Consider the following 22,747-nt stretch of genomic DNA (forward strand, 5'->3'; position numbering starts at 1 on the left):
CCGTTCAGATATGGGCAGCGCCCCCTCCCAGCATCAGCGCCAAAGAACAGCCGGCCGTGAAGGAGTTGGCGAAGATCGGCAATACGGCGGTCCGAGTGTGTTCACTGGTTCCGCCTCCCTCTAACCGTTACGAAGTCTGCGCCTGGGAAGCAGCGATGCCTGCAGCAAAGCCAGGATGAACAGGCTGTTCGTCACGAGATACCTGCTCGCCAGTCGGCGGGGATCCTGGAAGAGCCGGTGCAGCCATTCCAGCCCGCTCTTCTGCATCCATTGCGGCGCCCGCTTGACATCTCCGGCGTGGAAATCGAAAGCTGCTCCTACCCCCAACATGACCGCATTGATCCGGCCGCGATGCGCCTGCATCCAGCTTTCCTGCTTGGGACATCCGAGCCCCACCCACATGATCCTCGCACCGGACTGATTGATCATTCTGACCACTGCCTCATCCTCCTCGGCCGACAGAGGGCGGAGCGGAGGTGAGTAAGAGCCCACGATGTTTATGCCGGCAAACTCGGTTCGAATGCACTGTTCGAGACGCTGGAGGGTGCCCGGGCTGCCGCCGTACAGGAACATTGCCGAGCCGAGTTCCGATGCCCTCCCGCAACAAATCCACATCAGGTCCGGTCCGGCGATGCGCGGCTGATCCGCGTGTCCCTGCCGCCTCAGCATCCAGGCCACCGGCGCTCCATCCGGCGCGACAAGGTCGGCGCTATCCATCGCTTCGGCATGGGCGCGATTGCGGCGGGCGGTGACGACACTGTGGACATTACACAGAAAAACCGTTCGGCTCTCCCGCCGCAGGGCCCAGTCGAAGACGCAGTTGACTGCCTGCGCCAAGCCCAGAGCGTGCACGGGTACGCCAAGCACTTGCTCGCGCACCACTCTCTGATCGATCGCGAGCTCTGTCATGCCACCCTCGATTGCTGCAATGGTGAGCCATCATCACAGCGTGCGAGCACTTCGAGTTCAATTGCTATTCCGAACGGGAAGCTGGCGGGCGGCGCTCATCGGAGGTACTTAAAAAGAATATCCCTTGTTCTCTCTGTGGTGCCGAAAGAGCGCATGGAATGCGCGGCCCCTCGCGCCGTCGAGCAGGAGGTAAAGCCCCATCACCGCGCGTTTGCCTACGGCATTGTTGTCGGGCGACACCATGACGATCTTGACGCCCGATATGGCCATCTGCCGACGTCCAGGGCCGCAACGGAGAGAACAAGGGATACCCCTTTTAAGTACTTCCGATGAGAGCGCCGCCCGCCAGCTTCCCGTTCGGAATAGCAATTGAACTCGAAGTGCTCGCACGCTGTGATGATGGCTCACCATTGCAAGCAATCGAGGGTGGCATGACTGAGCTCGCGATCGATCTAGGGAGTAACGGGGTGTCGCAAATGTTCGCGGATGATGCCCCCTGGTTGCAGCCTAAAGAATACACGCAGAATTATCTGGCATCGCTGTGCATCGCATTGGCGCAGATCGATACGGATGCCGTGCAGGAGGCGATTCAGATGCTGCGCGCCGTACGCGATGCGGGCGGCACAGTCTTCGTCGCCGGCAACGGCGGCAGCGCAGCGACCGCCTCCCACTGGGTCAATGACCTCGGTAAGGCCACGAAACGCTCGGGAAGGCAGCCTATCCGGGTCATGGGCCTGACAGACAACGTCTCCTGGATGACGGCGCTCGGCAATGACGAAGGCTACGAGCGTATCTTTGCCGGCCAGATGGAGAACTTCGCCAAGCCAGGTGACGTGCTCATAGTGATTTCAGCCAGCGGGAACTCGCTCAATCTCGTGCGGGCAGTCGAACTCGCTCGCGAAAGGAAGGTAGCCACTATCGGCATTGTCGGTTTTGACGGCGGCACGCTTAAAGAGCTCGTCGATCAGCCAGTATGGGTGCGGTCTGAAAAAGGCACCTACGAACTCGTCGAGGACGTCCACGCCGCGATCTGTCATGCCATCACGCGATACCTCATCGCCGACCGACCGGAGCGCGGTCAATGAATATTGCCCTGCCGAGCTCTCCCCGCCTGCAAAAGGCAGATGTCGAAGGCCGCGCCTATAGCCGGCCGCGGCAGGCGGTCATCCTGGCCGGCGGGCGTGGCACGCGCATGCGGCCGATCACGCTCGATCGCCCGAAACCAATGGTGCCGGTGCTCGGCCGCCCTTTTTTGGAATACCAGATCGAACAGCTGCGGCAGGAGGGGTTCGAAAGGGTTCTTCTTCTACTCGGGTATTTGCCCCATATGGTGATGGACCATTTTGGCGACGGCAGCAGGTTCGGGCTCAGTATCGAATATGCCCTCACCCGTCCCGACGACCTCACCAGCAGCCGGGTATCCAATGCCCGTCACCTCATAGATCCGTGCTTCCTGCTGCTGTATTGCGACAATTACTGGCCGATGCGCATGGAGCGGCTGTGGCAACGCTTCTGTGCGGCCGGCAAGCCTGGAATGATCACGGTCTACAGCAACAAGGACGGCTATTCGCGCGGCAGCGTGATCCTTGATGCGAACGACAATGTGACTGTCTTCGACCGGCTCCGCACCACGCCCGGGCTGCAGGGAGTCGAGATCAGCTATGCCATACTGACCGATCTCGCACTCGAACTCCTGCCCGACGAGGACACCCTCTTCGAGGAGGCCGTCTACACGCCACTCGCGACGCAGCATCGCCTTGCCGGCTTCGTGAGCGCGCACCGCTATTACAGCGTGGGCTCGATCGAGCGTCTACCCGCGACGGAGCGCTTTATGAGGCGCGAAAAAACCATGCTCATAGATAGGGACGGCGTACTCAACTGCAGACCGCCACCGGCTCAATATGTGTGTTCATGGGACCAGTGGGAGTGGGTTCCGGGTGCAAAGCAGGCGTTGGCCCTTCTGAACGAGGCCGGCTACCGCGTAGTCATCATCTCCAACCAGGCAGGGATAGCGCGCGGAGCGATGACAGCCGCTGACCTCGAGGCGCTTCACCAGCGCATGTGCGCCGAGTGCGACGCCGTCGGCGGCAAAATCGCGGAGATCTACCACTGCCCACACGGCTGGGACGACGGCTGCGACTGCCGCAAGCCCAAACCCGGCATGCTGTATCAGGCACAGCGCGACTTTGATCTCGACCTCACACGCACACTCTTTGTCGGCGATGACGATCGTGACCGTCAAGCGGCCGAAGCCGCGGACTGCCTATATGCGCAAGTAAGCGAGCAATGCTCGCTTCTGGATCTCACCCGTCAACTCCTTTCGAAAGCGGAGCAGGGCAGACATGAATGAACCAACACGCGTTCTCGTCACCGGACACAATGGATATCTCGGTTCTGTCATGGTGCCCGTGTTGCAGGCGGCGGGCTATGAGGTGGTCGGGCTGGACATGGGATATTTTCGTGCGTGCACCCTGGGAACGGACAATACCAGTGTGCCCGAGATCACAAAGGATCTGCGCGCCATCGAATCCCCGGATCTGCAGGGCTTTGACGCGGTGATCCATCTGGCGGCACTCTCGAACGACCCGATCGGAAATCTCAACGCGGATTGGACGAGGCAGATCAATGCGGAAGGGACCGTTCGTCTTGCCACGATGGCCAAGGCGGCGGGCGTCCGGCGGTTCCTATTTTCCTCCTCTTGCATCATGTATGGCATGTCGGAAGCCGCCGTCGTCGACGAAACCGCCCCGCTGGCGCCGCAAACAGAATACGCAAAATCGAAGGCTGTTGCCGAAGAAGCGCTGCGCGCGCTGGCGGACGACCGGTTCTCGCCCGTCTATTGCCGCAACGGCACCGTCTATGGTCTCTCGCCACGAATGCGCTTCGACACCGTGCTGAACAATTTCATGGGCAGCGCCTTCACCACTGGACGTGTCGAAGTCCATAGCGATGGCACGCCATGGCGGCCCGTGGTTCATGTCCAGGATGTCGCGCGCTATTTCAAATTGATGCTGGAGGCGCCGCTACAGGACATCCACAATGAGGCGTTCAACATGGGTGTTGAAAGCCTCAATCTTCAGGTGCGCGAGATAGCGGAGATCGCCGTTGAGGCCGTCCCCGGCGCGCAGCTCACAATGACACCGAAGCCGGGCGCGGATCAAAGGACCTACAAGGCGGACTTCAGCAAGTTCTCACGGACTTTCCCGGATTTCGAGTTTCAGTGGACGGCGCGCATGCGAGCGCAGGAGCTTTACGAGGCGTTCCGCTCGATCGCACTTACATTTGAAGACTTTACCGACAAGCGCTTCACGCGGCTGCGCTGGCTCGATCACTTGCTCAAGGCGGGGATGCTCGATGATCAGCTGCGCTGGCGAACGGCACAGCCGCGTGTTGCCTAATTTTCATTCCGTCGATTTTCGAGGGCAAAATATGGAACAGCTAGACGGGACCAAAGTCGTGGAGCGCCGCTCAGGACCGGACCTTCCGACCATCATCGATCGCGCTGCACAGCGTTTACCGTCTCTCGTCCTGACGCGCACTCCTTTGCGCGTCAGTTTTGCTGGCGGCGGTACCGATCTGCCCGATTTCTACAATCTCGATTGCGGCGCGGTCTTCAGCGCAGCAGTGGACAAGTACATCTATGTCACCGTCAAGCGTCACAGCGTGATCTTTAATGAACCCATCCGCTTGAACTATTCACAGACGGAGCAGGTAAACACCATAGGGGAGATCAAGAACAACATCGCTCGCGAATGCCTGCGTTTCCTGGAGATCGAACCGCCAATTTACATCTCGACGGTCGGAGACATGCCGGCCTCGACGGGCATGGGGGGGTCGAGCTCGTTCACGGTGGGACTGCTCAACGCCCTGCATGCATTCCGGGGAGAACGTGTCACCCCGGGCCAACTGGCCGAAGAGGCATGTCACATCGAGATGGACATCCTCAAGGAACCGATTGGCAAGCAGGACCAGTATGCCGCCGCGTTCGGGGGCATGAACCTGTTCCGCTTCCAGCCGGGCGGCGCGGTAACGGTCGAGCCACAGCGGGTGCGCAATGGCGCCGTCGAACATCTCTTCAGCAACCTGATGATGTTCTGGACATCGCATCAGCGACCGGCCAGTTCCGTGCTGACAGAGCAGAAGGCGAAAACGTCAAGCAATCTCGATACGCTCAGGCGGATGCGGGACGATGCCTTCATGCTTCAGGAGATCTTTTCGGAGCCCGTCATCGACATAGAACGCTTCGGTGCCGTCCTTCACGCAGGGTGGGAGATGAAGCGGAGTTTGGCGTCCCGCGTGAGCAACGCGGAGATCAATGGCCACTACGACCTCGCCAGGGACGCAGGTGCGGAAGGCGGCAAACTGTGTGGCGCCGGCGGCGGCGGATTCCTTATGTTCGCGGTCAAGCCGGAACGCCGGGAAAGCGTAAGACGCGCACTCTCACACCTAGCCTATGTGCCTATCGGCTATGAAGTCCACGGCTCGCGCCTCTTGCATCCGGCGCAAGCCTGATGCCGTACCGCGATCGCACAAGCGGACCGCCGGCGCGAGCAACCTTCAGGAGAGATCGTCGGAGATGCGACCCCGACGTGACACTCATTTGCCTAATGGATCTACGATGCTTTTCATAAAGACCGATATTCCCGGCGCCACCCTGGTGGAACTGCAGAAATTCGAAGACGAGCGGGGCTCTTTCGCACGCGGCTGGTGTTCGCGGGAGTTTGCCGAGCAGGGGCTTCCGGATCGTGTCGTACAGATGAATATTTCATACAACAGGCACAAGCACACACTGCGCGGCTTCCACTACCAGCTGGCTCCCCATGGCGAGGACAAGATGCTTCGCTGCATCCGGGGCAGCCTGTACGACGTGCTGATCGACCTGCGGCCCCAATCGCCCACCTATAAGGAGCACCTCACGGTGGAACTTTCAGCGGCGAACCAACGAATGCTGGTGATACCGAAGGGCTGCGCGAACGCCTTTCTCACCATGGAGGACCACTCCGAGGCGACATATCTCGTCTCCGAATTCTACACACCGGCAGCCGAGCGCGGTGTTCGCTGGAACGATCCTGCCTTCGCCGTGAAGTGGCCGGTGGATGCGCCGGCACAGATTTCTGACAAGGACCGAAGCTGGCCGGATTATGACCGCTAACCTTTCGCCGCCCCGACCTTTTGGGGGAGCAGCACAGGGGAAACGCAAATGTTCATTGTCGACAGGGAGTTGGAGAGGCTCCAGGCTCAGAGGCGGCCAATTCGCGTGGGTATGGTGGGCGCCGGCTTCATGGCCCAAGGCATTGCGCTGCAGATGCTGCGATATGTCCCCGGCATGGAGCTCGTGGCGATTTCCAACAGGCACGTGGAAAAGGCGCGAGATGCCTATGCCGCTGCAGGCGAAGACGATGTGACGGAGGCGACCAGCACCAAAGCGCTTGAGGATCTCGTGGCGCGCGGTCGCCGCGCGATCACGGCGGACCCGATGCAGATTTGCGAGGCCGACGGCATCGACGTCATCGTCGAGGCGACAGGCGCGATCGAGTTCGCTGCCCACGTCACAATGCGCGCGATCCGGCACGGCAAGCATGTCGCCCTGATGAATGCCGAGCTCGACGGCACGATCGGACCGATCCTGAAAGTGTATGCCGACCGGGCAGGAGTGGTCCTCACCAATGTGGAGGGGGATCAGCCAGGTGTAATCATGAACCTCTACCGTTGGGTCAGGGGCCTGGGCATACGTCCGGTGCTTTGCGGGAACATCAAGGGCCTGCACGATCCCTACCGAAATCCGACGACCCAGGAGGGTTTTGCCAAGAAGTGGGGGATGAAGGCCCCGATGGTCACCTCCTTCGCGGACGGCACGAAGATCTCGTTCGAGAACGCCATCGTAGCCAACGCCACAGGCATGCGGGTGGCGAAGCGCGGCATGTACGGGCCTGTGGTCGAGCCTGGTAGCCCGATCCAGGGGGCGGTCGGCTGGTATCCGCTCAATCAGCTCCTCGAGGGGCCGGGGATAGTTGATTATTGTGTCGGCGCCATGCCCAACCCCGGTATCTTCGTTCTTGGCACCACAGAGGATGCCGTAGAGAAGCACTATCTCTCACTCTACAAGATGGGGCCCGGACCGCTCTACTGTTTCTATTGGCCTTATCATTTGTGTCATTTCGAGGTGCCCTCCACGGTCGCGAGAGCCGCAATATTCCGCGATGCTGCGATTGCGCCCCTGGGCGCGCCGACCGTTGATGTGGTGGCCGCCGCCAAGCGGGATCTTAGTGCCGGAGAGATCCTCGATGGCCTTGGACATTACATGACCTACGGGCTCTGCGAGAATGCGCGGACGGTGCACGCCGAGCGGCTTGTGCCGATCGGGCTCGCCGAGGGCTGCCGGCTGCTGCGCGACGTGAAGCGGGACGAGGTGCTCGGCTATGACGACATCGAGCTTCCGGTCGGGCGGTTTTGCGACGCGCTGCGCCGAGAGCAGGATCTTGCCTTCTTCGGCCGCTCTGCAGCCTCCCTGCGCCGCGAGGTTTCTGCGACCGCTTAGTTAGCGGAACTCCAGCTGTTCCGCCGACCGAACCCGAGAGTTGAGATGGCCGAACCGATGGCGCGAACTTTATCCGATTTACATTGCCTGACGCATGCTGCCGCGCTTTGCCTCCTCTTTGTGGGTACGACTTTCCTGGCCCTTAACCCGGATTGGATCGACAGGCCCCTCGCAAAGGCCGTCAACACCGTAGCGAGCAATCAGCCCTTCGCCAGCCGGCTCGCTCTCGGTGCCGTCTACCCAACAACCGAGGGCGCTATAGCTGTGTCCTTGCTTTGGTATTGCTGGTTTGCCCATGACGGGCCGGAATCGAGGGCAAGGCTAGTGAGTGGCGTCTGCGCAGCTGTCCTCGCGGCGCTCGTGGCGCATTTCCTGCAGGGCACTCTGCCGCCGACGCCAAAGCCGATTTTTGACTCCGCACTTGGGCTTCATATCCCGGATGTTCTGGGCGACGCTGCCGTTCTGCGCTCAGCGCCGTTCGCCGGCACCCCCGGGTTCCCCAGCGAGCGAGCGGTTCTTTTCGCGGGTCTAGCGATCGCCATTCTTCTCGTTCACTTCGAACTCGGACTCCTCGCCCTGGCCTGCACCTTGGTGGTAGAGCTTGCGCGAGTCTACTTGGGGCTGCATTACCCGACCAATGCTCTGGGTAGCCTCGCCTTGGCCGCGACCTTGGCATGGCTAGCACAAACGCGACCGAGCCTTGAACTCGGCGCCCTGGTTCTCCGGTGGGAGCGCGGCGCCCCACCAAGCTTCTATCTATGCAGCTTTCTGGCCTCATACGTTGTTGTTGCGTTCCAGGACTTGCGCGAACTTGCCAAAGGGCTTCTCCATTAGGAACTGGTGTGAAGCCGGCCAGCGACACGACGACCTCGAATTTATCGTGCGTGCATCTCCGGGCTGGAAGCGTCATCTTGGCCAAACAACAACAATCATGCTGAAGGGTGTTCGCAACAGCGGCGAATTACTTCAATGCAAGGCATCAAAACAAGCATCCGGCAAGCTGTATAAGGCCCCCGAGATGATACACGCAGCAATTTTTCCACGAAGATGGTTACAGGCAAGAGCATTGTCTGCAACGTGAGGCATTACTCTACTATCCTGGATATGCTCGGATTGGCACTATAGATGTGCTGAAACTCGATGCTGAGGGGGCAGAGCACGACGTTCTTCCAGGGGTGCTTGGATCTGATGTTTTACCGAGACAGATTCTCGTCGAGTTTCACCACTGGTGGCACCGCACTCCGGTGGAACAAACCTACCGAACAGTGGAAGCGATAAAGGGCCAGGGTTACACCCTGTTGCATGTTTCTCCTGCGGGCCACGAATTGTCATTTTTGCTGACGCGATAACAAACCTTACGAGAACTTTCGACAAGCCGCCGTCGGTGGCGGATCGTCGGCAACAACCCGACGCCACGCTTGCCAGGTGACCCGAGATGCAGGCCGGACGCGAACCGTTTCTCAGCCGGCATGGCCCGCGCCGCACCGGTCAGCCGACCCACATGTTCGGCATTGCCGACGGCAGCATGGCCGGCAAGCAGCTCGCGGAGAAGCGGTGGCGCAAGCGCTTGTGAACTGACGGCTCGCGGCAGGGCCCCATGCCATAGGAGCATAGGCCGAAGAAGCAGAAAGGGGACGCATGGGAAGTAGCTGTGATGGGCATTGAGCGGTGGGATTACCTCCTTTGCTGGCGTGCCTGCCACAATGACACTCTGGTCGAACAAAGCGCTTTCGCCTTTCATTAGAGGAGTGCGGAGGCGGACCGTCGGTCGACGGCGCCACCACAGCCCTCAACGATTGGATGGGACCCGATGACAGATCGCATTGCGCTCATAACTGGTGTGACCGGTCAGGACGGTGCCTACCTTGCCAGACTGCTGCTGGAGAACGATTATACTGTCCACGGACTGAAACGCAGATCCTCCTCCTTCAATACCGAACGCATCGACGACATCTACGTCGATCCGCACGAACCGAACGCACGCTTCTTGCTCCACTACGCCGACCTGACCGATGCGACCAATCTCATTCGCATCATTCAGGAGACGCGTCCTACAGAAATCTACAATCTTGCGGCCCAAAGCCATGTCCAGGTAAGCTTCGAGACGCCGGAATATACCGGCAACGCCGATGCCCTTGGTACACTCAGGCTGCTTGAAGCCATCCGCATCCTGAAGATGGAAGAGCGGGTGCGCTTTTATCAAGCATCAACCTCCGAGCTGTTCGGCAAAGTCCAGGAGGTGCCGCAGACGGAGAAGACGCCGTTCTACCCGCGCTCTCCCTATGCGGCGGCCAAACTCTATGCCTATTGGATCACGATCAATTACCGTGAAGCGTACGGAATGTTCGCTTCCAATGGCATACTGTTTAATCATGAAGGCCCCACGCGCGGCGAGACGTTTGTGACCCGCAAGATCACACGTGCGGTTGCAGGTATCGAGCGAGGCTTTCAGTCCACCCTCTATCTTGGAAATCTGGACGCGAAACGCGACTGGGGGCATGCTCGCGACTATGTGGAGGGCATGTGGCGGATTCTTCGGCACGCCGAGCCTGACGACTTCGTCCTCGCCACGGGCGAAACCCATTCGGTGCGCGAGTTCGTGGAACGTGCCTTTCGGGCAGTCGGCCGCGTCATCGTCTGGGAAGGTAAGGGGGTGAACGAGATCGGCCGGGATGGCAAGACAGGAGAGATCCTCGTCCGAGTCGACCCACGCCATTTCCGTCCGACGGAGGTCGATCTCCTGATGGGGAATCCGGCGAAAGCCCGCTCAAAGCTCGGCTGGTCGCCAAAGACGACGTTCAGCGACCTCGTGGCGGAAATGGTGGCCGCCGATCTGAAACGTCTGGAGCGAGAGAGCTGGCACAGGGACAGTAGCGTCTAGAAAGGGCCACCGGTCATGGACTACCTTATCGGCTCGACGCAAAACGGATATTTGTGGCTGGCCAACGCGGCATGTCAGCCCGGGTGTGGCGCGCGACTGGAGGAGGAAACCTGCGAGGTCCTAATGGCTCCGCGCGACGCTCTCGACCTTCGAAGTCTGGACGCCGTGCATCGCTGGATGACAGAACCAGGCCCGACGCCGTGGTCGGAGCAGCCGCAAAGGTCGGCGGGATTCTCGCCAACGATCGCTATCCGGCCGATTTCCTGCCCAACAACTTGCTGATCGAAACGAATGTCATCCACGCCACGTTCCGGTGTGATGTCGACAGACTGGGTTCTTGGGCTCATCCTGCATCTACCCGAAGCTGGCGCCACAGCCGATTCCGGAAGACGCGCTTCTCACGGGCCCCTTGGAACCCACCAACGAGTGGTACGCTATCGCCAAGATCGCCGGTCTCAAGCTGTGTCAGGCCTACCGCCGCCAGTACGGTGCTGATTATGTTCGGCAATGCCCTGTAACCTATACGGTCCAGGCGACAACTTCGACCCGGAGAATAGCCACGTTGTCCCCGCACTTATGCGCACGACCCACGACGCGGTCCCGATCAACTATGACTAGGCCGGCCCGATCCACTGCGTGCCCGAGCATGTCCCCATCTTCGATCACCTGCGCGGTCATCGCAACATTTTCTGTGGCATGGGCTTCAAAGGAACCGGCATTGCGCCTGTAGCTTTGTCGGCATCGACCGGCGGCTGGCATTAGCTCCAGAGCCGTTCCGCTATTTCGGGGTCAGGCTTGTGCGCAGCGCAATCCGGCGCAAGAACGACTTCGAGATTCGCAATCGGAACCCGGATGCGCTCACCCGTTCTCTGCGCAGCTCACGCCGGGGGCATCGCAGGCAATAATGGTCCTACCCAGCAGTCCGCGTGGGCTGTCATTCAGCCGAGCCGAGCCGCAAATGGCCGATGGCGTGTAGGCAAGCGAAGAAACATACGGCAGGTCAATATCCCTGCATGGCATCGACCTCGATATAGAGAGGCGCTGCAATTCAGCCCCAGCTATAGACCGTTGCGGCCAGGTCAGACGGCCTCGCGATTGAGATGAACCGCAATTGAATTACGCTCCACCAAGCGGGCCGCGAGAACACGGTGTTCGAAAGGTGCGGCGTCCCCAGCCAGCCTCTTCAAGAGAAGCTCTGCTGCCGTCGCTCCGATCAGATGCGCCGGCTGCGCGATGGCTGTGATACCTTGGGCCACGAATTGCATCCAGTCGAGATCGTCGAAGCAAAGCAGCGAAACGTCTCCTGGAATCGCAAGCTTCAATGCGGAAATCGCCTCCAGAACTCCTGTCGACATCACACCATCGGCGGTAAACAGAGCGGACGGTGCATTGCGCATTGTCAGCAGATCGAGCGCCTCCTTGCGGGCTGCCTCGCTGGAATAGACCGCCACGCGGCGGATCAACTGCGGATCCGGCGAAATGCCCGCGGCGCGATGGGCTTCGAGATAACCCAACAACCGTTGCCAGCTTGGATGATGGTAGCGAACGTCGGAGCTGGAGAGATCAGCGTTTGCCACAAAGGAGCCAACATCATCGCGTTGGTCCGGCCCGAGTTCCGCCAATATTCCGATGCGGCTGTGTCCGGCGGCGATGATCGCCGCGATGCTGTTACGCGTTACAGAAACGTTGTCGACCACGACCGAATCGGTTTGCATGCCCGCCACGATGCGGTCGAACTGCACGACGGGACAGCGGGCCGCGACTGCTTCACGAAGATGATCCGGCTCGTCCAAGAAGGTCGATGAGACGACTAAACCATCGACCTGCTTTTCCAACAGCAACTGCACCGCCTCTCGCTCGAGTTCGGAATTTTCGTCACTATTCGTAACGATAACCCCAAAGCCGCCACGGCGCGCGACGTCCCCTATTCCACGCAGCACGCTTGCATAGAATGGGCTTTCGATGTCGCCCACGACAACTCCGATAGTCTGCGTCTTACCGGTGATCAGACCTTTGGCCAGGCGATTGGGGCGATAACCCAGCGCAGCTGCTGCGGCGCGCACCTTCTCCTGGACCTCAGGGCTGCTGTAGCCGTAGTCACCAAGAACGCGCCCAGCCGTGGCAGAGCTCACTCCAGCCCGGCGAGCGACTTCGATGATAGTTGCGTTTTTGGATCTTTGAGTCACCCAGCAAGTCCCGCCGACCATGCAACGTCGTGGCGACGAACTAGCGGCAGTTAGGCACGCCCCGCAAGGCCGAACACCGCAGCACCCGCCGTTGCGCACACCATTTGAATCACAGCACCTCCGACAGAAAGCGCCGAAGACGCGGGCTCCGCGGATTGTCGAAAAGGTCGTCCGGTCGCCCTGCCTCGACGATCCGCCCCTCGTCCATGAATACGACCTGGTTCGCGACCTTGCGGGCGAAATTCATCTCGTGTGTTACGACCACCATCGTCATACCGCCCCGACCGAGATCGGCCATCAAGTTCAGGACGCCTTTGACCAATTCCGGATCGAGCGCGCTGGTGACTTCGTCGAACAGCATAATTTCGGGTTCGAGGGCGAGCGCACGCGCGATGGCCACCCGCTGCTGTTGCCCGCCCGAGAGATTGGCCGGCCGATGGTCTTTGCGCTCCAGCAGTCCGACTTCATGCAGCCTGGCAAAGGCCGCGCCCTCAGCCTCCTCGCGCGACATGCGTTTAACTTTGCGCAGCGCCAGAGTGATGTTGGCGAGCGCGCTGCGGTCGGGAAACAGATTGAACTGCTGGAAAACCATGCCGACGCGCCGCCGGAGCTGGTCAGGGGTCTGTTTGTAGATGCTTTCGCCATCGAGCAGAATGTCACCGGCTCGACACTCTACTAGGCGGTTGAGGCAACGCAGCAAGGTGGACTTGCCCGAGCCGGACGGACCGATGAGGCAGGTGACGGTCCCGGGTTGCACTTTCAGACTGACGTCATGGAGCACCTGGACGGCGCCGTAGGCCATGTCGATATTCTTCACCTCGATGCCCCCACCCTTGAAGCGAATGGGCTGTGCTGCGGGCGACGTCGCTGCGCCCGGCACGACGGCTTCGGCAAGCTCGGCGACTTCCTTGAGGCCACTCTGCACGGCGGTGATTCGTTTGCCGACACGCATGCGCGCATCGATGTAGTTGACGAGATGGGTCAGCGGCACCGTGATCACGAGATAGAACACGCCAGCCAGCAAGAGCGGCGACAAGTTGCCGGTCAGCACAGCCTGGTCTTGGCCGACGCGGAACAGTTCGCGTTCGGAGGCGAGCAGACCAAGGAAATAGACCAGGCTGGAGTCTTTGACATTGCCGATGAACTGGTTGACCAGTGCAGGCAGGACGCGACGGATGCCTTGCGGGATCACCACAAGGCGCATGCCTTGGCCATATGTCATGCCGAGAGTGCGCGTGGCGTCGATCTGACCACGCTCGATGCTCTGAATGCCGGCGCGGAAAATCTCCCCGATGTAGGCACCGGCGATCAGGCTGAGCGCCAGAATGCCCAGCGGATAAGGCGATGGACCGAACAGATCTCGGCCCAACCGCGCGAAGCCTTGGCCAATGATCAGGATTGTGACAATGGCAGGAAGCCCGCGGAAGATATCGGTGTAGACTCGGGCAAGGAGTTTCAGCGGCTGGTTCTCGGAAATCCCCATCACGGCGAGTACGATACCGATCAGCGTCCCGAAAAACGTCGAGGCAAGGGCCAGGATCAGGGTGTTCTTGAGGCCGACCATCACCATGTTCGGCAGAACTTCTGCCATCGCCTGGAAATCCAGGAAGCTGCGGGCGAAGGTGTCGAACCAGCTCATATCAAGTCCATCTACAACTCGGCCGGGCACCGTTGCTCACGGGTCCGGCCGGAAACGATAACAAATACGCGCGAATTTACTTCTTGGGCAGATATTGATCCGGCATCGGAGTGCCCGGGAACCACTTCTCGTGCAGCCGTTTCCAGGTGCCATCGTCCATGGCCTCGCGCAGGGCCTTGTTGAGCGCCTCGCGGAAGGCATCGTTGCCTTTCTTGACCACGAACCCGGCCGGCGCATCGAAGGACGGCACATTCATGGTTATCTTCAGGTTCTTATAGCGCTCCACATACTGCTTGGCCGACTCATAGTCAGTGAAATGGCCATCGATCGTTCCGTTGTTCAGCGCCGCCACCGCAGTGTTGTTGTCGGGGAATTTGACGATGTCGCCCTTCAGATTCTTCTCTGCATAGATCTCCTGCAGCGTCCCCTGGATCACGCCGATGCGCTTTCCCGCGGTGCTCTCATTGCTCGTCAGAGCCGGATCAGCCGCAATGATAGACAGATAGCCGGCGAGATAGCCGTCGCCAAAATCCACGGTCTTCTTGCGCTCCGCTGTCGTGCCAATGGCGGCGACAGCGACGTCGAAGCGACCGTTGGCGACAGACGGCAGGAGCGCCGAGAATTCCTGGCCGGTGAAAACGACCTGCTCCTCCTTGAACCCGAGCCGGCGCGCCACGTCCCGGAAGAGTTCAGCGTCGAAGCCGGTGAAGTTGCCGTTGGCGTCGGTGAAGACATAGGGTTTCGCATCGCCCATGGTTCCGACGCTGATCACCGTCGGGTCGATGAGGTTGTAAGGGTTGTCGGCCGCTTTTGCCTGCGTTGATGCGGCCAACGTGCCAAGTCCTGTCACCAGGGCGATCGTCAGCGCCAGACCGCATTTCACCAGTTGGCGCCTGCTTGAATTCGTTTGCATGTCTTCTCCTCTTAAGATTGGCCGAACTCGGCCTGCGATCCCACTCGACGTCTAATCCATCAAAACGCTCTTGGGCGGCGTTCAGTTAGATGAATGAGAACGTTATCACTTCGTCTAGCATTGTCCGTTTCTCGCGTCAATTGGTCGGGAGAATTTCGCAGCTAGACTGGTTTCCTGTTCCGCGGAGGATCTCCGCCGTAATCTTTCCAATATCGATTGCTGCCGCATGGCCGATCGCGCCGTGGTACTGACAGGTAGCAGCCGCCGCCTCTGCGGCATCGCGGAGAATATTCTGAGGCGCCTCTTCCTTAAGCAGGCCGAATAGCGTTCTGGCGATGAAGGTGTCGCCCGCGCCCAGGGTATCGACGGGTTCGACCAGCTGCGCCGGGGTGCGGTAGGAGACGGTGTCGCTGTGAAGCACGGCGCCGGCTCGACCACGAGTCACCAAAACCCACCTTGAACCACATGCAAGAAGTTCGGATGCGATTGCAGCCAATTCATTGTCGTCGAGACCGTCACCCGAGACGGAGGCCAGATAGCAATGAGGCCCAATCTCGAGTCGATGTCCCGGGTCCCGCCGCGTTGAAAAATCGTAAGATAACAGTGATTTACTCGATACCGCAGCAACCCATGGGTCTAACCCGCTGGATTGGCCAATGTGAACGGCCTCAAAGCCCGAGAGAAAATGCAGATCTTCTTGCGTCGGCGTGAACATCGAGACGCCGAGGTCGAAGTCCAGGAAGATCCGATCGGCGTTTCGGTGACCTATGAGGCAATAGGCGGTCGGCCCTTCAAGGCGCCGCAATCGGGTGACGTCCACGCGCTCGGACTTGAGTGCGGCGTGGATCAAGTCCCCTGCCCGGTCTTTGCCGATCGCTCCAACATACGCCGACTGCCCGCCGAAGCGGCTGACATAGACCGAGACATTGAGGCAATTTCCGCCAGGATACATCTCGCCGCGAGCGAGATAACAATCGACCACGTTGTCGCCCATCGCGGCAATCTTGACCATCGCAGGACTTTCAGTTTAAAGGACATGAGAACGTTCGCACAATGGCCTGCCATTTGTCAATTGTGCGCCGGCCCAAGCTCTATCATCGAGAAGAGGAACCTCATGATTTCCGCCCTTCCCGCCGACGTAGAACGCACCCTGACCGCTACGGCGGGCAGGCAGTTTTCGCACCTGTTTCTCGTGGCGTGCGGCGGCTCGCTCTCGATCATGATGGCAGGCAAATACTTCGTCGACCGTCACAGCGGCACATTCGCCTGCGACATCTACAACGCGGATGAGTTCGTCTGCCGAGACCCGCGACGGTTGGGACCTGGCACGCTCGTTGTCCTTTGCTCGCAGACCGGAACCACCAAGGAGACCGTCCGAGCGGCCAATCACGCAAGAAATCGAGGCGCAACGACAATCGGCATGACCCTAGACCAGGTATCGCCCCTCGCGCGCGCCGTCGACCACCCTGTGGCGTACCAGGCCTCCTACACGACGGGCAAACCGATCGATGCAGCCCGCAGCAATTACGGCGTGCTCTACACGTTGCTGGCCGGCCTAATCGATGCTCGGGAGAATGCTGGGCTGACCACCGATCTGCTGATGAGCCTGAACCATCTTCAGCCAGCGATCGAACGTGCGCACCGGACCTATGCCGACCAGTTTCACGCCTTCGCACCCCGTTTCGCGCCGCGCAAAGCGATCTACACACTGGCCGGCGGTGCCAGCTATGGTGCGGCCTATTCGTACGCCATCTGCGTGTTGATGGAGATGCAGTGGTTCGACTCGCAAGCCATACACGCCAACGAATTCTTTCACGGCCCATTTGAGGTGGTGGACCGGGACGCTTGCTTCGTGGTCTTGCTGGGTTTGGACGAAACGCGGAGCCTTTCCGAACGCGCCCGCGATTTCCTTTTCAAGTACGGCAGCCGGGAAAACATCCTGGTGCTCGATGGAGCGGAACTCGACCTCAGCGGTATGTCCGAACACATCAAACCCTATCTCGTGCCCTTGGTCTTCTTCGACAGTCTATGGCGTTTTGCCTACGAGCTGGCCAGTCTGCGCGGCCGGCCAATGCTTGAGGGCCGGCGCTACATGAACAAGCTCACCGACTATTAGTTCCGCCGCACTCTGCAGCGATCCAACAACCCCCAGCCCGTCTTCTGCGAAGAAGGATTTCTCTATGACTGCATCCCCAAAGCCGCGCCATGTCGTTGTTATCGGCGCGGGCATCTTCGGCATCTCTTCTGCGTTGCACCTTGCTCGTCTTGGCGTTGATGTAACCATTGTCAACGACGGCGCGCCGGCCAACGGTGCATCCGGCCGTTCACTTTCCTGGCTGAACTCAGCGCGACGTGCCGACACTGCCTACCACCGATTGAGGCTTGCAGGCATCGACCGTTATCGGACCCTGGCCGCCACAAGGCCGGAAACGGCGTCGTGGCTTCGCTTTGACGGCGGCCTCACCTGGGATGCGGATGATGAATCGAACCAGATCGCGTCCGTCTGCCAGTTGGAGCAGGATATTGGTTATGACGCGCTTCTGCTCGGCCCTGCCGAAGTCGGTGCAGTGACGCCCGGCGTCAACGCCAGCGCAATCACCCCGCAGGGTGCCATCTTCAATCCTGGCGAAGGATGGGTTGACCTGCCCTCTTTGATCGATCTGCTGCTCAATGAGTTCCGCTCCCGCGGCGGCAAGCTTGTTCGGGACGCTGGGCGCGTGAGGATAAATGCCACAGGTGGTCGCGCGCGTGGCGTCGTCGCTGTCGATGGTGTGCCGGTAAAGGCGGATGCAGTGATCCTTTGCGTTGGGCCAGCGACGCCTGTCATGCTTGCGGAGCTCGGAGTCCATATCCCCGACGCTACGCCGATTTCACTCCTCTTGAAAACCAAGCCGATCAAGACCGAGCTCCGTGCCGTGCTGAATACGCCGCGCGTGGCGGTGCGTCCGACGCCGGATGGCGCACTTGTTTTGGATTCGGCATGGTCGGAGGATGAAGTCGTGGTCAACTCGGACGGCACCTACACCGTGCACGACAAGACCAAAAAAGGACTGCTCGACGAGGCCAGCGCCGTGCTCGAGGGCAATCCGCGGCTCGAACTCGCTACCTATGCAGTTGGCCCGAAGCCTATCCCTGGCGACGGCGAGCCAGTGCTCGGCTCCGTCGAGACCGTCGCCGGGCTTCACGTCGCCTTTAGCCACAGCGGCGCCACGCTTGGATTGATCGTCGGCGAATTGCTTGCCAAAGAAATCGCCTCAGGCAATCCGCATCCCATGCTCGCAACGTTCCGCCCTAGTCGTTTCAGCTGAAAGGGCAATTGGGGCAAGGCCGAACCGTCCAGATGGGCCGCGGGCCTGGAAGAGATGGGTGACAGGATCGCGTGATTAGGTTGTCGTCTTACGGCAACAGACACGGCGACGAGTGTCGGCGCTGCGCGTCCAAGCGCGACACGCCCAACGATGAATGCCCCGCAAACTATGGTCAGATAGCCACTCGCGATCCACTGGAGTGCGCTGACCGCGACAAGTTGCAAGCCTCCGCATCTGCGAAAACCAGATAACCGCGCACGATCAGAAGCCCCGTTCCACCAGAACGAACAATTTCACCTTGTTGAGAGACGGCCCGCCTTGCGGCGTGCGAGGGGTCGGCAGTGTCCAGGCCTAGTGACTTGACCAAGCCTTGACCAAGCGTCAGCATTGCGCCTATTGTCGCGTACAGCGATTGTCGGGCAATCCACACTCAGCTCAACGGCAATGAACACGGCTCGCCGCGAGGGCCCCGACGCGTACAAGGACAGGAAATGCCCATCACGGTGAAAGTTGGCGAGGCCAAGACGCATCTCTCGGAACTGCTTTCAAGGGTCGAAGCCGGCGAGGAGGTGATTATTTCGCGCGGCAACGATCCCATCGCTAAACTGTCGCGGATACAACGGCGCAACGATGTCGAAGCCGTGATCGAAGAGATCAGCGCTGCCCGCGCCCGCGCCAGGCCCGTGACGCAGGACGAAATTCGGGCCTGGCGCGATGAAGGGCGCCGCGCTTGATGGCGATCATCGTCTGATGCCTTTCGTTGTCGACCTTTCCATGGCGGCTGCCTGGATTCTTCCTGATGAAGACAGCGAGGCGGCGGCCGCCCTGATGCGACGATTGCCGGGAACAACGGCGCCTGTCCCTTCCCTGTTCTGGCACGAGGCGCGGAACGTCGTACTGATTGCCGAGCGGCGTGGCCGCATCGCGGCGGGCGAAGCTGCCACCACCATGGCACGGCTGCGCCGATTGCCGCTGGAGGACGCGGGCGGCGGGTCGGACGGCGCGGTGCTGACGCTAGCGGCTTCGCACGGGCTCAGCGCCTATGACGCCGCCTATCTTGCGCTGGCAATCGAAACCGAGTTGCCGCTGGCCACCCTCGATCGCAAGCTCGCACTTGCCGCGCGCCGCCAGGGAGTCCGAATTCTCGGGCCGCTCGCGAATGGAAACTGACCTCTTCGCTCGACCACCTGCCTATGTTGTTCGACGTGCCGAAGCCTTCGCGGCTCTCGATTCCGTGCTGCCCTTGGACCGCCGCGATTTTCTGGCCGAACTTTGACCGACAACGACCTGGCAACCTGCGCCATCTGGCCAGGAAGGCATTTTGTGCCCAGAGGGCGCTTGACCGCCGGTCGGCCCGAAACACGGTTAGGATCCTATTTGCGGAAAGAAACGGGCACAAGCGGCCTTGGCAGTTCGACAACCCGCCGATATGCGGGACAAGGGTGGCTGCAATGCTGGGGCCCAAAATGCTCCTGGCATGCCGCCCAGGTCGCCGGAGGACCGATAGCATTGACGCAGAAGGGGATCACTCTGAAAGAGGTGGCCGCCGCGGCAAACGTATCGCGGGCGACGGCTGCGCGGGCGCTCAACAGTTATGGTTACGTCGGCGACGAGACCGCGCTTCGCGCGGTCGAGGCAGCCGACAGGTTGGGCTATCGGGCCAAACGCGTCGCGCAGGCGCTGCGCAGCGGGCAATTGCCTCTCGTCGGCTTAACTGCCCCATATCGGCGAAAGACTTTGGGAAGAGTGAACGCCGCCGGTGTCTACGACTGCGACAGCTTGCCGATGCTAGGTCGCGTTGGCAAAAAATTTGCGACCAGGATCCGGCAAGGTATGGACGATATATTACGCGACCCTAATTAAACACTATGAGCCGTTTGCTGCTTAGCTTCGTCTCGTTGTTGTTTTCCACCACGCTTCTTTATGCGCAAGAGTGGCAGCCCTTCGGCGTCAAGCAGTTTGGCTTTGTATTCGATGTGCCCCCTGGCTTTGTTCTGACTCAGCGTTCCGATCAGGGGGCAGCTTTTCAGGGCAAAAACGGGGCCTTTCTTGCTGTTTGGGGCGCAAGGCTCGGAAAGGCCAGTTTCCGCGCCGAGATAGAGCATCGAATCGTCGAGGACGAAAAGGCGGGCTGGAAAGTGACCTATCGGCGCGTTAAGCCGACTTGGGCCAGTTATTCCGGCCTCAGGGACGGGCAAATCCGCTATGTACGCATCATTGCGATCTGCAATGACCGTGCGGCGCTCTTTACAATGAACTACAGCAGATCCGAAAAAATCCCGTACGATCCCGTCGTGCTGCGAATGGTGCGATCCCTAAGGGCGGAAGGCTGCTAAAGCCAGATCACGCTGTAGAAATATGGCATCTGCAGGGTGAAAGCGAGAGTGGGCCCCGAACCCGATCAACTGGCTCTCGCCCTGGAAGGCCTCGACGGCGATATTGCCCGCGGCGGGAGAGGCGAGCCAGCGTCGAGAGGTCGCCGTCCGAGCGACCGTCCGATCGTAAGACGCTGCCCGATCATCTTCCGCGCGAGAATGTTTTGCTCGACATCGGCGCACGGTCTGCACATGCTGGGGCGGCGCACCAGGGGTGAGAGCGTCAGCAACACGCTCGACTGGGTTCCGGCGCAGCTTTGCGTGGTCCGCATCACGCGACCCAAATGCGCGTGCCGTATCCGCTCACGGTCGAACCTATTCTGGATTCGACAACAAAAGTCAAATAGCGCATAATTTCGCCTAGAGTTGAGGAATTCATTCATGCGTGTGGGTGAATTTTCGTGCGAGTTGTCCGCAGTGCTTTTCTCGGGCTGCACGCCCGACTACTTGAATCACTACGATACGGTGACGCTCGCGGCGGCGATGCGTACCACCCCAATATGCTTTTACAGACCGTTGACCCGTTCAATCCGAACAGCAACAATATATCGAAGGCGGCGGCGCGCGCCGCTGCGATCGTCAATCAATTTTGTAGGCGTTTTCGGTCGCCCCGACGCAGCCATCGCGGCGCGGCGGCGGTGATTTGGACTCGGAGGCGGCAAGGGAAACAATCCGGTCGTGGCCGGTCTGGTAAATGTCACTGGCAGTGATTCCAACAGGCCCGACCGCGATCACGATGGCGTTGGGTGCGAGTGAAACGGTCTTGGACAGGTCTCGGTACGACAATCGCTCCGATCAATGGCGCCGGCGCACTGGAGCAAAGCTCCGGCGTGCCCGCCAACTGGCGGGCGTTCCGAAGCGGCTCGTCTTAGTGACGGTAGCCGCCCTGGCCGCCTTGATCACGCAGTTCGTCCTCCAGCACAGCGATCGCCTCCCCGAGACCAACCTCTCCAACTCGATCGGACCTACGACGGCCCCGATCGCCGGGGTAGCTTCGGTCATCGACGGCGACACGATCGAGATCCATGGCCACCTTATCCGATTTAATGGCATAGACGCGCCCGAGAGCCAGCAATATTGCCATGACGCCAAAGGCTTCGAATATGCATGCGGCCGTCGCTCCGCTGAAGCGCTGGACGGCTTCCTCTCGTCGTCAAAGCCGGTCCAATGCACGTTTGTGAGTTGGGATCGCTTTGGCCGTTATGTTGGCAGCTGTGCGCGTGCTGACGGCTCTGACGTTGCCGGTTGGCAGGTCGAGAACGGCCAGGCGCTTGACTGGCCTCGCTACAGCCACGGTGCCTATGCAGGACTGCAGGCGAATGCCCAAGCGGCGAAGCTCGGCCTGTGGGCCGGAACATTTCAGAAGCCGTGGGATTGGCGAGCACAGCATACAGCCACAGAACAGCAAACCAGCGCGCCCGTTTTCGCGCTTGGCAATTCCGGCTGCAACATCAAAGGCAATATCTCAGCGGACGGCGAGCGCATCTATCATCTGCCTGGGCAGAAGTTTTACACCGTAACCAAGATTTCCAAAGCGAGGGGCGAGAAGTGGTTTTGCTCCGAAGCCGAAGCTCGTGCGGCCGGATGGCGAAGATCAAAGCGATAACGAAAGCTTGGCGGATGAGTTTTCTCCCCGTTTCGTTGATCGCAATCCTATTTCGGCGCGACCGCCAACAATGACTGGCCATCTTGCTCGCAGCTCGCACCCATGACTATCGAGAAACGCCTCCTTGAACAGGTCAAGGATAAAACTCTGTGCGCAAAGCATCGGGATGGCGGAAACGTCTACGTCGCAGACTTGTTTTGTGCTGGGCGCTGCCAAGCGCGTTCCCAGCACTTGCGACCGGATTCAGGCGTTGAAGGCAGAACCAGAGAAGACACCGGAGCAAAAATTATCCAAACGGGGTCTGCGGGGTTGGGCGCCGCCTGAAGGACGTCGGCCAGCCATCAGGTATTTCGACGCGTCACGCTCATTCCATGTTGATTTGGCGATAAAGC

The 22,747-nt window shown here is 60.2% G+C and carries 23 protein-coding genes and 2 pseudogenes; 19 read left to right on the forward strand and 6 right to left on the reverse strand.

Going from position 1 to position 22,747, the window contains the following annotated elements; genetic code table 11:
* Positions 1-120: 120 nt before the first annotated feature.
* Both NKH13_RS30485 and NKH13_RS35800 read right to left on the reverse strand, forming a co-directional pair.
* Positions 121-909: a WecB/TagA/CpsF family glycosyltransferase gene (locus NKH13_RS30485; RefSeq protein ID WP_352916536.1), complete on the reverse strand. Its 789-nt coding sequence runs from the start codon at positions 907-909 to the stop codon at positions 121-123.
* Positions 910-1,074: 165 nt separating this feature from the next.
* Positions 1,075-1,189, reverse strand: a pseudogene (locus NKH13_RS35800) (bifunctional Delta(1)-pyrroline-2-carboxylate/Delta(1)-piperideine-2-carboxylate reductase); the annotation flags it as partial.
* 151 nt (positions 1,190-1,340) lie between these two features.
* Here NKH13_RS35800 and NKH13_RS30495 point away from each other — a divergent pair.
* The 11 genes and pseudogenes from NKH13_RS30495 to NKH13_RS30545 all read left to right on the forward strand — a co-directional run.
* Positions 1,341-1,994: an SIS domain-containing protein gene (locus NKH13_RS30495; protein ID WP_352916538.1), complete on the forward strand. Its 654-nt coding sequence runs from the start codon at positions 1,341-1,343 to the stop codon at positions 1,992-1,994.
* Positions 1,991-3,259, forward strand: a complete 1,269-nt coding sequence (locus NKH13_RS30500; protein ID WP_352916539.1) for an HAD-IIIA family hydrolase — start codon at positions 1,991-1,993, stop codon at positions 3,257-3,259. The genes NKH13_RS30495 and NKH13_RS30500 overlap by 4 nt, the downstream gene beginning before the upstream one ends.
* The gene (locus tag NKH13_RS30505) at positions 3,252-4,307 is read left to right on the forward strand and encodes an NAD-dependent epimerase/dehydratase family protein (protein WP_352916541.1); all 1,056 of its coding nucleotides are present in this window, start codon (positions 3,252-3,254) and stop codon (positions 4,305-4,307) included. Before NKH13_RS30500 ends, NKH13_RS30505 begins: the two co-directional genes overlap by 8 nt.
* A complete protein-coding gene (locus tag NKH13_RS30510; RefSeq protein WP_352916542.1) occupies positions 4,264-5,421 on the forward strand; it encodes a GHMP family kinase ATP-binding protein in 1,158 nt (385 codons plus the stop codon). The genes NKH13_RS30505 and NKH13_RS30510 overlap by 44 nt, the downstream gene beginning before the upstream one ends.
* Positions 5,422-5,527: 106 nt before the next feature.
* Positions 5,528-6,061 (forward strand): dTDP-4-dehydrorhamnose 3,5-epimerase, encoded by a 534-nt coding sequence (rfbC, locus tag NKH13_RS30515; protein WP_352916544.1) that lies wholly within the window; start codon positions 5,528-5,530, stop codon positions 6,059-6,061.
* A gap of 48 nt (positions 6,062-6,109) precedes the next feature.
* Positions 6,110-7,447, forward strand: a complete 1,338-nt coding sequence (locus NKH13_RS30520) for an NAD(P)H-dependent oxidoreductase (protein WP_352916546.1) — start codon at positions 6,110-6,112, stop codon at positions 7,445-7,447.
* 45 nt (positions 7,448-7,492) lie between these two features.
* Complete coding sequence (locus NKH13_RS30525; RefSeq protein ID WP_352916547.1) at positions 7,493-8,281, forward strand: phosphatase PAP2 family protein; 789 nt, start codon at positions 7,493-7,495, stop codon at positions 8,279-8,281.
* 287 nt (positions 8,282-8,568) lie between these two features.
* A complete protein-coding gene (locus NKH13_RS30530) occupies positions 8,569-8,796 on the forward strand; it encodes an FkbM family methyltransferase (protein WP_352916572.1) in 228 nt (75 codons plus the stop codon).
* A gap of 86 nt (positions 8,797-8,882) precedes the next feature.
* On the forward strand, positions 8,883-9,020 hold the full coding sequence (locus tag NKH13_RS30535) for a hypothetical protein (RefSeq protein ID WP_352916548.1): 138 nt from the start codon (positions 8,883-8,885) through the stop codon (positions 9,018-9,020).
* A gap of 237 nt (positions 9,021-9,257) precedes the next feature.
* A complete protein-coding gene (gmd, locus tag NKH13_RS30540; protein WP_352916550.1) occupies positions 9,258-10,328 on the forward strand; it encodes a GDP-mannose 4,6-dehydratase in 1,071 nt (356 codons plus the stop codon).
* Between the two features lie 71 nt (positions 10,329-10,399).
* Positions 10,400-10,925, forward strand: a pseudogene (locus tag NKH13_RS30545) (NAD-dependent epimerase/dehydratase family protein); the annotation flags it as partial.
* A gap of 482 nt (positions 10,926-11,407) precedes the next feature.
* Here the strand turns inward: NKH13_RS30545 and NKH13_RS30550 are convergent.
* The 4 genes from NKH13_RS30550 to NKH13_RS30565 all read right to left on the reverse strand — a co-directional run bounded on the left by NKH13_RS30550 (position 11,408) and on the right by NKH13_RS30565 (position 16,078).
* Positions 11,408-12,535 carry a LacI family DNA-binding transcriptional regulator gene (locus NKH13_RS30550; protein ID WP_352916551.1) on the reverse strand — a complete coding sequence of 376 codons (1,128 nt, stop codon included), beginning with the start codon at positions 12,533-12,535 and terminating at the stop codon, positions 11,408-11,410.
* An 88-nt stretch (positions 12,536-12,623) separates the two neighbouring features.
* Positions 12,624-14,153 (reverse strand): amino acid ABC transporter permease/ATP-binding protein, encoded by a 1,530-nt coding sequence (locus tag NKH13_RS30555; RefSeq protein ID WP_352916553.1) that lies wholly within the window; start codon positions 14,151-14,153, stop codon positions 12,624-12,626.
* A gap of 76 nt (positions 14,154-14,229) precedes the next feature.
* Entirely contained in the window at positions 14,230-15,066 is an 837-nt protein-coding gene (locus NKH13_RS30560; RefSeq protein WP_352916555.1) for an ABC transporter substrate-binding protein, read from the reverse strand.
* A 136-nt stretch (positions 15,067-15,202) separates the two neighbouring features.
* On the reverse strand, positions 15,203-16,078 hold the full coding sequence (locus NKH13_RS30565; protein WP_352916557.1) for a PfkB family carbohydrate kinase: 876 nt from the start codon (positions 16,076-16,078) through the stop codon (positions 15,203-15,205).
* A 102-nt stretch (positions 16,079-16,180) separates the two neighbouring features.
* Here NKH13_RS30565 and NKH13_RS30570 point away from each other — a divergent pair, with 102 nt between their 5' ends.
* The 8 genes from NKH13_RS30570 to NKH13_RS30605 all read left to right on the forward strand — a co-directional run bounded on the left by NKH13_RS30570 (position 16,181) and on the right by NKH13_RS30605 (position 22,355).
* Complete coding sequence (locus NKH13_RS30570) at positions 16,181-17,182, forward strand: SIS domain-containing protein (protein ID WP_352916558.1); 1,002 nt, start codon at positions 16,181-16,183, stop codon at positions 17,180-17,182.
* Positions 17,183-17,246: 64 nt separating this feature from the next.
* Positions 17,247-18,374 (forward strand): NAD(P)/FAD-dependent oxidoreductase, encoded by a 1,128-nt coding sequence (locus tag NKH13_RS30575; protein ID WP_352719122.1) that lies wholly within the window; start codon positions 17,247-17,249, stop codon positions 18,372-18,374.
* A gap of 491 nt (positions 18,375-18,865) precedes the next feature.
* On the forward strand, positions 18,866-19,108 hold the full coding sequence (locus NKH13_RS30580; RefSeq protein ID WP_352719123.1) for a type II toxin-antitoxin system Phd/YefM family antitoxin: 243 nt from the start codon (positions 18,866-18,868) through the stop codon (positions 19,106-19,108).
* Entirely contained in the window at positions 19,089-19,544 is a 456-nt protein-coding gene (locus NKH13_RS30585) for a type II toxin-antitoxin system VapC family toxin (RefSeq protein ID WP_352719124.1), read from the forward strand. The genes NKH13_RS30580 and NKH13_RS30585 overlap by 20 nt, the downstream gene beginning before the upstream one ends.
* 339 nt (positions 19,545-19,883) lie before the next feature.
* Complete coding sequence (locus tag NKH13_RS30590; protein WP_352719126.1) at positions 19,884-20,237, forward strand: LacI family DNA-binding transcriptional regulator; 354 nt, start codon at positions 19,884-19,886, stop codon at positions 20,235-20,237.
* 5 nt (positions 20,238-20,242) lie between these two features.
* A complete protein-coding gene (locus tag NKH13_RS30595; protein ID WP_352719127.1) occupies positions 20,243-20,710 on the forward strand; it encodes a hypothetical protein in 468 nt (155 codons plus the stop codon).
* Positions 20,711-20,941: 231 nt separating this feature from the next.
* Positions 20,942-21,103 (forward strand): IS66 family transposase zinc-finger binding domain-containing protein, encoded by a 162-nt coding sequence (locus NKH13_RS30600; RefSeq protein ID WP_352719155.1) that lies wholly within the window; start codon positions 20,942-20,944, stop codon positions 21,101-21,103.
* A 340-nt stretch (positions 21,104-21,443) separates the two neighbouring features.
* Positions 21,444-22,355, forward strand: coding sequence for a thermonuclease family protein (locus NKH13_RS30605; protein WP_352719128.1), 912 nt, complete (start codon positions 21,444-21,446; stop codon positions 22,353-22,355).
* Positions 22,356-22,747 lie beyond the last annotated feature (392 nt).

The organism is Mesorhizobium sp. M1348, assembly GCF_040317925.1.
Taxonomy (GTDB): domain Bacteria; phylum Pseudomonadota; class Alphaproteobacteria; order Rhizobiales; family Rhizobiaceae; genus Mesorhizobium.